Source organism: Paracoccus aestuariivivens (assembly GCF_009711225.1).
Classification (GTDB): Bacteria; Pseudomonadota; Alphaproteobacteria; order Rhodobacterales; family Rhodobacteraceae; genus Paracoccus; species Paracoccus aestuariivivens.
Genome location: NZ_WMIE01000001.1, coordinates 265,216 through 277,821 on the forward strand (window position 1 = coordinate 265,216; position 12,606 = coordinate 277,821).

The window sequence follows — 12,606 nt, forward strand, 5'->3', positions numbered from 1 at the left end:
TCACGCGCGCCAGTAATGGCTGAAGCTGCGGTATTTCTTGCGCGGTCCTTCGACAACCCACGCCTCGGCCCAGCGGTTCTTGTCTGAGAACAGGAACAGCCCGCGATACAGATCGTCGCCGCATAGGTGCTGAACCTTTTGCACACCGGCAGTTTGCAGCGTGATAAAGGGCGCGCCACTGGGGCGTCTCACATCGACGGACGCGTTGCCCCAATCCAGCCGATAACTGCGCTGCGACGGCAGCGTCTGGCGCTGAAGCCGGATAAAGCCGTCTTCGTGGAACAGATCCTGAGTAATGACGGCCAAGCCTTCGAAACGGGTGACCCAGCCGGTTTTTGCATCGTCGATGCGACGCTTGACCTTCCACGAGCCAAGAAAGTCCAAGATCCCGATTGTCTGATCCAAGTCTTTCATGTTCTCCGCCTCACTCGCCTGTCCATCCGGTGCTTATCGTCGGTCCGCAGCACAAGATAAACCACCGCGTGGACATCCGGTTCGAAGGGACGACCAAATAAAACACCCCCTGCGACGTCGCGCAGGAGGCAAGACTCGAACGCGGCGCGTCAGTCGGGATCAGCCGTCGACGCGGATCACCTTGTTCTCGGGATCGTAGGGGCTATCCTCGGTCACAACGGCGTCCCACAATTCGCGCTGCATCCGCACCTTCAGTCTGGTTCCGGGCGTGGTCAGTTCGGGACGGACATAGCCCATGCCGATGGACTTGCCGAAAGCCGCCGACCATCCGCCCGAGGTCAAGCGCCCGACACGCTGTCCGTCAAGAAACAGCCCCTCGCGACCCCAAGGATCGGCATCAGCCGGACCATCGATCAGCAGGGTCACGCATTTGCTGCGTATGCCCTTGTCCAGCATGGCCTGTTTGCCGCGGAAATCCTTGTCCAGATCGACAAAGCGGTCCAGCCCCGCCTCGAGCGGCGTCGCGTCGCGGCCAAGTTCGGTACCGAAAGCGCGATAGGATTTTTCCTGACGCAGCCAGTTCTGCGCCCGTGCGCCCACCAGCTTCATGCCGTGCTTTTCACCCGCAGCGACAAGTTGTTCCCAAAGGTAGCGGCCAAACTCGATCGGGTAATGCAACTCCCAGCCCAACTCGCCGGTATAGGCGACGCGAATGGCGCGAACCGGACACATGCCAAGTTCGATTTCGCGCATCGACAGCCATGGGAAACGCTTGTTGCCCAGCACGGTCGCAGGGTCGGCATCGCGCGCGATTTCCTGCAGGATCTTGCGGCTGTTCGGGCCAGCAATGGCGTAAACACCCCATTGCGTGGTGATGTCCTGAATGAGGATCTGCCCGAACTCGGCTTCCTTGTCCTCGGCCAGTTTCTTCAGGTTGTCGCCGTCATAATCGGTCCATGCCCCAGCCGAGATCAGGTAATAGTCATCCTCGGCCAGACGCACGATGGTATATTCGGAACGCGTCGTGCCGGTTTCGGTCAAGGTATAGGTCAGGTTGATCCGCCCGACCTTTGGCAGTTTATTGGTGGTGAACCAATCCAGAAACGCGGTCGCACCCTTGCCATGAACCCGATGCTTGGCAAAAGCGGATGCGTCGATCATACCGGCTGTCTCGCGGATCGCCTTGGCCTCATCGGCAGCGTATTGCCACCAGCCGCCGCGACGGAAGCTGCGGGCGGCATGATCATCAAACTCTGCGGGACCGTAATAGTTCGGACGCTCCCAACCGTTCACCTGCCCCATCTGCGCCCCGGCGGCGATCTGGCGATCATAGGCGGGCGCCGTGCGCAATGGCCGTGCGGCTTCGCGTTCCTCGTCCGGATGGTGCAGGACGAATACGTGCTCGTAGCATTCCTCGTTCTTTTTCACGGCGTAATCCGTGGTCATCCAGTTCCCGAAGCGGCGGGGATCAAGGCTGGCCATGTCGATTTCGGCCTCGCCCCCGGTCATCATCTGCGCCAGATAGTTGCCCACGCCGCCAGCAGCGGTAATGCCAAAGCTAAAGCCCTCGGCCAGCCACATGTTGCGCAGGCCGGGTGCCGGACCGACCAGAGGGTTGCCATCCGGCGTGTAGCAGATCGGGCCATTGAAATCGTCTTTCAGACCCACGGTTTCCGAGGTCGGCAGCCGGTGGATCATCGACATGTATTCCTCTTCGATCCGCTCGAGATCCAAGGGGAACAGGTCCGCGCGGAAGCTTTCGGGAACCTCGTACTGGAACCGCGCCGGAGCGCCCCGCTCGTAGGGGCCAAGGATCCAACCGCCACGTTCCTCGCGGACATACCATTTCGCGTCGGCATCGCGCAGGACCGGATGTTCGGGATTGCCGTCAGCGCGCCACTTGACCAAGGCCGGATCGGGTTCGGTCACGATGAACTGGTGTTCGACCGGAATGGCGGGGATCTTGATGCCAAGAAGCCGCGCCGTGCGCTGTGCGTGGTTGCCGGTGGCGGTCACGACATGCTCGGCACGGATTTCGAATGGCTCGTTCGCGGGAACAAGATAGCCGCCCTTCTCGACCATCCGGTCCAAGGTCACGACCCATTCGCTGCCGGTCCAGCGATAGCCGTTGACCTGAATCTTGCGCTCGATCGTGCAGCCCGCCATCCGCGCGCCCTTGGCCATTGCCTGAGTCACGTCGGCGGGGTTGATATAACCGTCTGTCGGGTGGAACAGCGCCCCTTTCAGGCCGTCGATATTGACCAAGGGCCAGCGTTCCTTGATCTGGGCGGGGGACATGAATTCATGCGGGATGCCCACGGTTTCGGCTGTGGCGGAATACAGCATGTATTCGTCCATCCGGTCTTGGGTCTGTGCCATGCGCAGGTTGCCGCAGCGGGTAAAGCCGGCGTTCAGGCCGGTTTCGGCCTCTAGCCCGGCGTAAAGCTTGACGGAATAGTCGTGAATATGGCTGGTCGCGTAGCCCATGTTGAATAATGGCAGCAACCCCGCCGCGTGCCATGTCGAGCCCGAGGTCAGTTCGTCGCGTTCGACCAGCATCGTGTCCCAACCCGCCCGCGCAAGATGCAAGGCAATACCGCAACCGACCGCACCGCCTCCGACCACAAGAGCCTTCACATGGGTTTTCATGGCCAGCCTATCCTTTTCGCACGTGAGCTACCTTGAGCGAGTTGTGGCAGAGCCCATCCCAAGTCGCAGCGCGGCGGCGACATTTCACCGTCAAAAAACGACATGTCGCAAATTCGCCATCCATCGGACGCATCCATGGCGGGCGGGCATCCTAGACCATCGAGGGCAGGACAAGATCAGGCGGGCGGTGGCCGTCGATGAAGGCCTTGATATTGATCACGACTTTCTCGCCCATCTCGGTCCGCCCCTCGACCGTGGCCGAACCCATATGCGGCAACAGAACGACATTGGGCAAGGCGCGCAGACGGGGGTTGATCTCGTGGCCATGCTCGAAAACGTCCAGCCCTGCGCCCGCAATCTCGCCCGCGCGCAGCATCCGCGTCAGGGCGTTCTCGTCGATGACCTCGCCGCGAGACGTATTGACCACCACCGCCGTCGGCTTCAGCAGTTTCAACCGCCGCGCGTTCAGCAGATGAAAGGTCGCGGGGGTGTGCGGGGCGTTCACGCTGATGATATCCGAGCGCGCCAGCATCTGGTCCAGACTTTCCCAATAGGTCGCGCCAAGTGCGGCCTCGACCTCGGGTCTAAGGCGGTGGCGGTTGTGATAATGGATCGTCATGCCAAAGGCCCGCGCGCGTCGCGCGACGGCCTGCCCGATCCGCCCCATGCCCAGGATTCCCAGTTGCCTCCCGCCCAACCGGCCACCCAGATGCGAGGTCGGAGACCAGCCCTGCCAGCGTCCCGCCTGCATCTCGGCCATGCCTTCGGGCAGGCGCCGTGTGACGGCAAGGATCAGCGCCAGCGTCATATCCGCAGTGTCTTCGGTCACGACGCCCGGCGTGTTCGAGATCGAAATCCCCTTGGCACAAGCGGCGCGCACGTCCAGATGGTCCACCCCCGCGCCATAATTCGCGATCAGCCTCAGCCGGTCGCCGATCTCGGCCAGCATCGCGGCGTCAATCCGGTCGGTGACGGTTGGCACCAAGATGTCGTTTTCCTGCATCGCGGCGATCAACTCTTCGCGCGTCAATTTGCGGTCATCATGGCGCAAGGTGACGTCGAACAACTCGGTCATGCGGTTTTCAATGCATTTCGGCAGACGACGGGTCACAAAGACCTTCAACGCAGCACCGCCCGGACCTGTGGTTGCCATCACTCCCCCTCCCTCGTGACCGAGCCATCTTCCCAAGCTTGATGCCATTTGGCAAAGTGCCTGCGTCGAGGGGCGGGCACAAGACCCCGAAAAAGCAGGACAGGCAAATGAATTACAGACAAATTCATCCGGGTTTCTTGATCATGGCCTTGATGGGGTGCCTTGCCACCGCGGCTCTGGCGCAGGCCGTAGACCCGGGTGAAAATCTGGACGCGCGCCAGCTTCCGGCCGTTTCCGCTGATGCCGAGATCAGCCGGAACCCCGATGGCAAGAACGACCCGAACCGTGGTCCCGTCACCAACCTGCCCCTGCCCCGCTATGTCAGCCTGAAAGGCGGCGAAGGGAACGCCCGCCGTGGTCCCAGCCTGTCGCACCGCATCGACTGGGTGTTCCACCATGCCGGAATGCCTTTGCGCGTGGTCGCCGAATTCGGCCACTGGCGCCGCGTCGAGGATCAGGACGGCGCCGGAGGATGGGTGCATTATTCGCTGCTGTCGGGCGTCCGGACCGCTATCGTACGCAAGGACATGCTCGAACTGCTGGCCAAGCCGGACGAGCGCTCGGATGTGCTGGCCCGTGCCGAAGCGGGCGCAATCGTCAGGCTTCATGAGTGCAACCGCGACTGGTGCCGCGTCTCAGGAGGCGGCGAAAAGGGCTGGGTGCCGAAATCCGCGATCTGGGGCGTCGATCCGGACGAAATCCGCGAGTAAGGGGTTTTCGGGCCGCCCGAAGGCGACCCGGAACAGTCAGACTTTCCGCTTACATGCTTTGGCCGGACAGCGAGCTCGAGCTCGCGGTGGCTTTCATACATTGGAAATAGGTCAGCGTGATCGAATCCTCGGTCATCCGCAGCGTGCCGTCGGGGCGGGTCTGAAGATCGACGACGCGGTTACCGGCAGCGGGCGAGCCTTCGCAAGCCAGCGTGACGCGCGTGCGGTCCACCTGCTTGTCAGAACCGGCAACGGTACAGGTCGCCGCCGGGAAGCTGAACTTGTTGCCGTCGATCACGAGGCTCTTGTCACTGGAGACATTGCCGCATTCCGATTGCAACAGGTTATAGGTGCCGTTCAGCGCGCTCGATTGCGCAATCGGGCCGGGCGTCGGGCCGGGCTTCACGGGGGCAGCCTGATCACAGGCGGCAAGGCCACCCAGGGCGGCAACGGCGGCAAAGGCAAGCAGAGCTTTGGTCAGTGTCATGTCGTTTCTCCCGTTGAATCACGAGGCAACCTCCAGAAGGTCGCGTCCTTTCAACAAAGCGTGAACCCCCGGTTTTCGTTCCCTGAATTTCAACCAAAGTTCATCTGCGGGCAAAGAATCCCCTTTCGAGAGGATCCATTCCTCAAGTTTTCGGGCGGTTTCGGGATCAAAGGCGTCGCCTTTTTCCATGAATGCCTCGAAGGCATCGGCGTCCATCACCTCGGACCACATGTAGCTGTAATAGCCCGATGAATACCCGTCGCCCGAGAAGACATGCGCGAAATGCGGCGTGGCATGGCGCATCGGGATGGCTTTCGGCGCTCCGAGGGCTGCCAGAACCTCGGCCTGACGAGCCATCGGATCGGCGGGCGGCTCGCCGCGATGGAAGGCCAGATCGACCAATGCGCTTTCCAGATACTCGGTCGTGGCAAAACCGGAATCGGCATTTCGTGCCGACAGGATCCGGTCGCGCAACTCGGCAGGCAGAGGTTCGCCCGTCTCGGCATGGCGGGCGTGGCGATCCAGAACCTCGGGCTGTTCCAGCCAATGTTCGAACAACTGGCTGGGCAGTTCGACAAAGTCGCGCGCCACGGACGTTCCCGACATCGAGGGCCAACTGACATCGGACAGTATATGGTGCAACGCGTGACCGAATTCGTGGAACAGCGTATGCGCGTCGTCCCAGCTTAGATAGGCAGGCGCGCCTTTCTGCTCGGGCGGGGTGAAGTTGCACACGTTGACAACGATGGGGCGCTGCCCCTCGCCAATCTTGTGCTGCTGCGCGAGCGAGGAACACCACGCCCCCGAGCGTTTGCTGGGCCGCGCGTAGAAATCCCCCAGAAACACCGCCATCTGTTTGCCGTTGCGGGTGATTTCCCATGCCCGCACATCGGGCGACCAAAGGGGCGCATCGAATTCGCGCATCTCCAGCCCGAAAAGCCGCCCCGCCGTGTCGAAAACCGCACCGATCATCGCCTCAAGCGTGAGATAGGGTTTGACCTCGGCCTCATCCAGATCATGTTCGGCCTTGCGGCGGCGTTCGGCGTAGTAGCGCCAGTCCCAAGGTTCCAGCGCGCCGTTCACGCCATCCGCGTTCAGCATCTCGGCCAGCTTCCGGCCATCGGCATCGGCCCTGACCCTAGCGGCCTGCCAGACTTCGGTCAGCAGCGCCTCGACAGTTTCGGCCTTGCCAGCCATTTCGGGTTCAAGCTTGTAGCTGGCGAAATCGGCATAGCCGAGCAGTTGGGCGCGTTCATGCCGCAGCTTCAGGATCTCGGCCGCGATCGGGCGGTTGTCCGTCGCCTCGCCACCCGCGCCAGAGCCATCGCCCCGCGCGGTCCATGCCCGCCACGCAATTTCCCGCAGGGCGCGGTCCTGAGAATACTCAAGGAACGGCACGATCAACGAGCGGTTCAGCGTCACGATCTGTCCCGCCATGCCGCGTTCACGGGCCGCCGCGCGCATCGCGCGGACCAGCCAATCCGGCAGGCCCGCCAGTTGGTCATCGGCAATCGCCATGGTGAAATCGCGTTCGTCGGTCAGGACATTCTGGGCGAAATCGGTGGACAACACCGCCAGACGTTCGCGGATCGCAGCCATGCGATCACGCGCCTCGCCGGTCAGACCCGCGCCCGAGCGGCGCAGACCACGCAGCGTCAGTTCCGTCAGACGACGGTCCTCGGGCGAAAGCTGATCGCGGTCCTGCATGATGGCTTCGACCCGATCGAACAGGCGCGGGTCCATGCTGACCTTGCTGCCATGCGCCGCAAGTCGCGGCGCGATCTGGCGCTGCAAATCCTCGCGCGCCGGGTTCGAATCAACGCCGGTCAGGGTGTAGAAAATCGCGCAAAGCCGGTTCAGCGGTTCCTCGGCGGTTTCCAGCGCGGCAACGGTATTGGCAAAGCCCGGCGGTTCGGGATTGGCGGCAATGGCCTCGACCGCAGCGGCAGCCAGCCGCAGACATTCGTCGAATGCCGGAGCAAAATCCTCATCACGGATCAGGTCAAAACGGGGAAGCCCCAGCGGGCCGGTCCAATTGGTCAATTCGGGGTTCATGCGAGCCTCCTGTTCAGTTGCCCGCGAGTCTTTCACCCCTGCCGGAAATGTCCAGAGCCGCAGACCGGACAATCCGCACGACGCGACAGCTTCACGACGCGGTTTTCGCCCCATAGCCCGTCAAAGATCATCATCCGGCCGCGCAAGGAATCGCCGGCGCCAACGATCAGCTTGATTGCCTCAAGCGCCATCATGCTGCCGATCACGCCGGGCAAGGGGCCGACGACTCCGGCCTCGGCGCAGGCGGGGGCCAGACCGGTCGCGGGCGCTTCGGGAAAGATGCAATGCATGCAGGGCGCAGCGTGTTTAGGGTCCCAGATGGTGACCTGCCCCTCCCATTGCGCGATGGCTCCGGCGATCAGGGGGACAGCCGCCGCGACGCAGGCCGCGTTGATCGTCTGTCTTGCCGCAAAACTGTCGGTGCCGTCGATGACAAGATCATGCTCGGCGATCAAGGCGGCATCGTCGCCCGTGATGCGCTGGTTCAGCGCCGTCACCTGCACATGCGGGTTCAAGGCAAGCATCGCCGCCGTCGCCGCCTCGGCCTTGGGGCGACCATCGTCGGACTCGCGGAAAATGACCTGCCGTTGCAGGTTGGACAGGCTGACCCGATCATCGTCGGCAACCGTGATCCGCCCGACCCCTGCCGCGGCCAGATACAGGCATACCGGAGCGCCCAGCCCACCGGCACCGACAACCAGAACCCGCGCCCGTCGTAAAGCCGCCTGCCCCGGCCCGCCCAACTCGCGCAAGACAATGTGACGGGCGTAACGGTCAAGCTCGGGCTCAGACAGTGGACCGGAATGAGCGGGGGGCGTGGAAGGGGCCTCGGGCAAGGGGATCGCCTTTCTGTGCAACTGACGCAGCAACGTCCGGTAGCACAACATAAGCGTCAGGATGCCGCCGCCAAGTATCCAAAGCCGGGGATTACCACCGGCAAGCTTCGCCACGACCGAATTGGGAGCAAAGTTCTGGAAGCCGAGAACCACGCACCAAATAGCCGCGACAACCAGCCAAACCCGTGCGGAAGGCCAGCCAAGGACACGCCCCGCAATCAGCAGGGCGGCCATCAGCAGAATGACGAACATGAAATCAGGCCCGGCCGGTCGAGCCGAAACCACCCGCGCCACGGGCTGTTTCGCCCAGTTCTTCGGCCATGACATACTGCGCGCGAATGACCGGAGCGATCACGGCCTGCGCGATACGCTCGCCATGCTGGATGGCATAAGGTGCCGCGCCAAGATTGATCATGATGACGCCCAGAGGACCGCGGTAATCGCTGTCGATGGTTCCGGGCGTGTTGGGCAACGTCACCCCGTGTTTCAGCGCAAGGCTTGAACGGGGGCGGATCTGCATCTCGAATCCTTCGGGGATCTGCACCCGCAGACCGGTCGGAACAAGACGGATCTGGCCGGGAGCAAGCACAAGCTCGTCCCCGCCCAGATCGGCCCGCAGGTCAGCACCCGCAGAGCCGGAGGTCTGGTATTCAGGCAATGGCAGCGCCGCATCGGCGCCCGGTTCACGCAGAACCAGAATCGTAACTTCGGATGACATGCTGCCCTGCTAGAATATGAACGGCGCTTATTTCGGCGCGATCATCATGACCATTTGACGCCCTTCAAGCTTGGGCATCGATTCGATCTTGCCCAGTTCGCCGACATCGCCGGCCACCCGGTTCAGCAACTCAAGACCAAGCTGCTGGTGCGCCATCTCACGACCGCGGAAACGCAGGGTGACTTTCACCTTGTCGCCGCCTTCAAGGAATTTCACGACCGAGCGCATCTTCACGTCGTAGTCATGGGTATCAGTCCCCGGACGGAACTTGATCTCCTTGATCTCGATGATCTTTTGCTTCTTGCGCGCTTCGGCTTCGCGCTTCTGCTGCTCGTATTTGAACTTGCCAAGGTCCATGATCTTGCAGACCGGCGGCACAGCGTTGGGCGAGATCTCGACCAGGTCGAGCCCGGCATCCTGTGCTAGCTCCAACCCGCGGGCGGGCGTGACGACACCGATATTCTCGCCTTCCGCACCAATCAGGCGGATTTCGGCGACTCGGATTCGTTCGTTTACGCGCGGGCCGGTGTCACGGGTGGGCGGAGCGTTATGCGGTCTACGGGCTATGGCTGTGATCCTTGCATGGCCAAATGGTTTGCGCGGTTAAATAGTCCTGCAAATCGCTCATTTCAACCGGATTCGCACTGTAATGGCTGGGATTCCCACAGGAACGATGACTGCTCTGCGTAGGGTTGAACGCGGCTTTACCGGTCGCGCCGGATCGTGCCATAGATACAAATGCGCGAACAACCCGAGCCGTCCCACATGAGCCATCCGCATCTTGCCGAATTTCTCAGACAATCGCCGGACCGCTTGGAAAAAGGGCCCATCGCGATCATCCTGATCGAGGATTCGGCTGCGGTCGCACAAACTCTGGCGCATCACCTGAAATGCGGCTTCAGGCTGATCCTTGCTTTGTCAGCCGAGCCCCTGCCCTCGCACGCCCTACCCGAGGACGAACTGGGCCGGATCGTCAATCTCAAGTTCGACTCGCGCCAGCACCGCGCCCATGTCAGCGCCGTCAACACCGTGATCGAGGCGGTTCCGCCCAATACATGGCTGTATTACGGCTATAACGCCGAATTCCTGTTCTACCCGTTCTCGGAAAACCGCACCGTCGGCGAGATGCTGACCTTCCACGCCGAAGAGCGCCGACGGGCCATGCTGTCCTATGTCGTGGACCTCTACGCGCCCGATCTGGACCGCTTCCCAGACGCCGTCAGCATGAACGAAGCGATGTTCGATCGCTCGGGCTACTTTGCCTTGGGGCGCAAGGATCGAGATGGCAACGAACTTGAACGGCAGCTGGATTTCCACGGCGGTCTGCGCTGGCGCTTCGAGGAACATATACCCGCCGACCGCCGCCGCATCGACCGGATTTCACTGTTCCGCACCCAGCCGGGCCTGCGCATGTTGCCCGATCACCGGCTTAACGATGCGGAATACAACACTTATGCCTGTCCTTGGCATCACAACCTGACAGCGGCGGTGGCCTCGTTCCGGGTCGCCAAGGCGCTTGCCCGAAACCCCGGCTCGCGCCGCGAGATCGGGTCGTTCAGCTGGCGGAACTCGACACCATTCCGCTGGCATTCGCAGCAATTGATGGATTTCGGGCTGATGGAGCCCGGACAGTGGTTCTAGGCCTGCACCGACGTTCCGAAAACGGGTGAATCGCTGGAAAAATCTGCATTAATCTGCGACCCTTGCACCTCTGGCGGGCGCAATGATAGACCCTGCCCAAAGTTTCGCGCCGGTTTTTGTGATCCGGTGGCGATTTCCTGACGCCACGTCACCTTCGAGGGAGCAATAGACGCGCATGACGATGACCCAGACCAGCTTTAGCAAAGAAGACCTGCTGGCATGCGCCCGTGGCGAGCTGTTCGGGCCCGGCAACGCGCAGCTGCCCGAACCCCCGATGCTGATGATGGACCGCATCACCGAAATCTCGGGCGATGGCGGATTGCACGGCAAAGGTCACGTCGTGGCCGAGTTCGACATCACGCCCGATCTGTGGTTCTTCGGCTGCCATTTTCCCGGCAACCCGATCATGCCCGGCTGCCTTGGCCTTGACGGCTTGTGGCAGCTGACCGGCTTCAATCTGGGCTGGCGCGGCTGGACCGGTCGCGGCTATGCCCTGGGCGTGGGCGAGGTCAAACTGACCGGCATGGTCCGTCCGGATCGCAAAATGCTTCGTTATTATGTAGACTTCACCAAAGCCGTGCAGACCCGTCGCCTGACCATGGGTGTGGCGGATGGCCGCGTCGAGGCCGATGGTGAAGTCATCTACCAAGTCAAAGACATGAAAGTCGCGCTGTCGGAAAGCTGACTTCGCACCGAAATCAGGAGAGCCCCATGCGCCGCGTCGTCGTCACTGGTCTAGGCATCGTTTCCAGCATCGGCAACAATGCCTCCGAGGTCCTTGCATCGCTGAAAGCCGGTAAATCCGGCATCACCGCGAATGAGGACATGAAAGAATACGGTTTCCGCAGCCAAGTCGCTGGCGCGGTCAAGCTTGACCCCAAGGAACTTATCGACAAGCGCGTGCTGCGCTTCATGGGTCCGGGGGCGGCTTACGGCTATCTCGCCATGCAGCAGGCCATCGCCGATGCGGGGCTTGAGGAAAGCGATATCGTGAACCCGCGCACCGGCCTGATCGCCGGTTCGGGCGGGCCGTCGACCTCGTCCATGTTCGCGGCGCATCAGACGGTGCTGGCCTCGGGCGCGCCGAAAAAGATCGGTCCGTTCGCCGTGCCGAAGTGCATGAGTTCGACCATCTCGGCGAACCTCTCGACCGCGTTCCGCATCAAGGGCGTGAACTACTCGATCACCTCGGCCTGCTCGACCTCGCTGCATTGCATCGGCAATGCCGCCGAGCAGATCGCGATGGGCCGTCAGGACATCATGTTCGCTGGTGGTGCCGAGGAACTGGACTGGACCCTGTCCTGCCTCTTCGATGCGATGGGCGCGATGTCGTCGAAATACAACGACCAGCCGGAGAAAGCCTCGCGCGCCTTCGACGCGAACCGCGACGGTTTCGTCATCTCGGGCGGCGGCGGCATTCTGGTTCTGGAAGAGCTGGAACACGCGAAGGCTCGCGGTGCCAAGATCTATGCCGAAGTCACCGGCTATGCCGCGACCTCGGACGGGCATGACATGGTCGCCCCCTCGGGCGAAGGCGGCGAGCGCGCGATGCGGCTGGCGCTGGAGACCCTGCAGGCAGGCCGCAAGGTTGGCTATATCAACGCGCATGGCACCTCGACCCCGGTCGGTGACGTGGGCGAGGTTCAGGCCGTCCGCCGCGTCTTTGGCGAAGGCTCGACGCCGCTGATCTCGTCGACCAAGTCGATGACCGGCCACAGCCAAGGCGCGACCGGTGCGCAGGAGGCGGTCTATTGCCTGCTGATGCTGGACAATGACTTCATCGCACCGTCGATCAATGTCGAGACGCTGGACCCCGCAATTCACGACAACGAAATTGCAACCAAGCTGATCGAGAACGCCGGACTTGACACAGTGATGACGAACTCGTTCGGTTTCGGTGGCACGAACGGCTCGATGCTGCTGTCCAAATATCTTGGGTAATC

12 protein-coding genes are annotated in these 12,606 nt (G+C 62.1%); 4 read left to right on the top strand and 8 right to left on the bottom strand.

Annotated elements, in window-relative coordinates; genetic code table 11:
• The 3 genes from GL286_RS01410 to GL286_RS01420 form a co-directional block, all read right to left on the bottom strand.
• On the bottom strand, positions 1 to 414 hold the full coding sequence (locus GL286_RS01410; protein ID WP_155093761.1) for a DUF6314 family protein: 414 nt from the start codon (positions 412 to 414) through the stop codon (positions 1 to 3).
• A 159-nt stretch (positions 415 to 573) separates the two neighbouring features.
• A complete protein-coding gene (locus GL286_RS01415) occupies positions 574 to 3,063 on the bottom strand; it encodes a GcvT family protein (protein ID WP_155093762.1) in 2,490 nt (829 codons plus the stop codon).
• A gap of 151 nt (positions 3,064 to 3,214) precedes the next feature.
• Positions 3,215 to 4,216: a 2-hydroxyacid dehydrogenase gene (locus GL286_RS01420; RefSeq protein ID WP_155093763.1), complete on the bottom strand. Its 1,002-nt coding sequence runs from the start codon at positions 4,214 to 4,216 to the stop codon at positions 3,215 to 3,217.
• A gap of 107 nt (positions 4,217 to 4,323) precedes the next feature.
• Here GL286_RS01420 and GL286_RS01425 point away from each other — a divergent pair, with 107 nt between their 5' ends.
• Positions 4,324 to 4,926 carry an SH3 domain-containing protein gene (locus tag GL286_RS01425; protein ID WP_155093764.1) on the top strand — a complete coding sequence of 201 codons (603 nt, stop codon included), beginning with the start codon at positions 4,324 to 4,326 and terminating at the stop codon, positions 4,924 to 4,926.
• Between the two features lie 49 nt (positions 4,927 to 4,975).
• Here the strand turns inward: GL286_RS01425 and GL286_RS01430 are convergent, their stop codons facing one another.
• The 5 genes from GL286_RS01430 to infC are packed head-to-tail and all read right to left on the bottom strand — an operon-like array spanning position 4,976 to position 9,598.
• Positions 4,976 to 5,413, bottom strand: a complete 438-nt coding sequence (locus GL286_RS01430; RefSeq protein WP_155093765.1) for a hypothetical protein — start codon at positions 5,411 to 5,413, stop codon at positions 4,976 to 4,978.
• Positions 5,414 to 5,431: 18 nt separating this feature from the next.
• A complete protein-coding gene (locus GL286_RS01435; RefSeq protein ID WP_155093766.1) occupies positions 5,432 to 7,468 on the bottom strand; it encodes a M3 family metallopeptidase in 2,037 nt (678 codons plus the stop codon).
• Between the two features lie 32 nt (positions 7,469 to 7,500).
• Positions 7,501 to 8,556: a HesA/MoeB/ThiF family protein gene (locus GL286_RS01440; protein ID WP_155093767.1), complete on the bottom strand. Its 1,056-nt coding sequence runs from the start codon at positions 8,554 to 8,556 to the stop codon at positions 7,501 to 7,503.
• Positions 8,557 to 8,560: 4 nt separating this feature from the next.
• A complete protein-coding gene (gene dut, locus GL286_RS01445) occupies positions 8,561 to 9,022 on the bottom strand; it encodes a dUTP diphosphatase (RefSeq protein ID WP_155093768.1) in 462 nt (153 codons plus the stop codon).
• A gap of 27 nt (positions 9,023 to 9,049) precedes the next feature.
• Positions 9,050 to 9,598: a translation initiation factor IF-3 gene (infC, locus tag GL286_RS01450; RefSeq protein ID WP_425496082.1), complete on the bottom strand. Its 549-nt coding sequence runs from the start codon at positions 9,596 to 9,598 to the stop codon at positions 9,050 to 9,052.
• 189 nt (positions 9,599 to 9,787) lie between these two features.
• Here infC and GL286_RS01455 point away from each other — a divergent pair, with 189 nt between their 5' ends.
• The 3 genes from GL286_RS01455 to fabB all read left to right on the top strand — a co-directional run bounded on the left by GL286_RS01455 (position 9,788) and on the right by fabB (position 12,604).
• Positions 9,788 to 10,663 (top strand): glycosyltransferase family 2 protein, encoded by an 876-nt coding sequence (locus tag GL286_RS01455; protein ID WP_155093769.1) that lies wholly within the window; start codon positions 9,788 to 9,790, stop codon positions 10,661 to 10,663.
• A gap of 175 nt (positions 10,664 to 10,838) precedes the next feature.
• On the top strand, positions 10,839 to 11,348 hold the full coding sequence (fabA, locus tag GL286_RS01460) for a bifunctional 3-hydroxydecanoyl-ACP dehydratase/trans-2-decenoyl-ACP isomerase (RefSeq protein WP_155093770.1): 510 nt from the start codon (positions 10,839 to 10,841) through the stop codon (positions 11,346 to 11,348).
• 26 nt (positions 11,349 to 11,374) lie between these two features.
• Positions 11,375 to 12,604 carry a beta-ketoacyl-ACP synthase I gene (fabB, locus tag GL286_RS01465; RefSeq protein ID WP_155093771.1) on the top strand — a complete coding sequence of 410 codons (1,230 nt, stop codon included), beginning with the start codon at positions 11,375 to 11,377 and terminating at the stop codon, positions 12,602 to 12,604.
• The last annotated feature ends 2 nt before the right edge of the window (positions 12,605 to 12,606 follow it).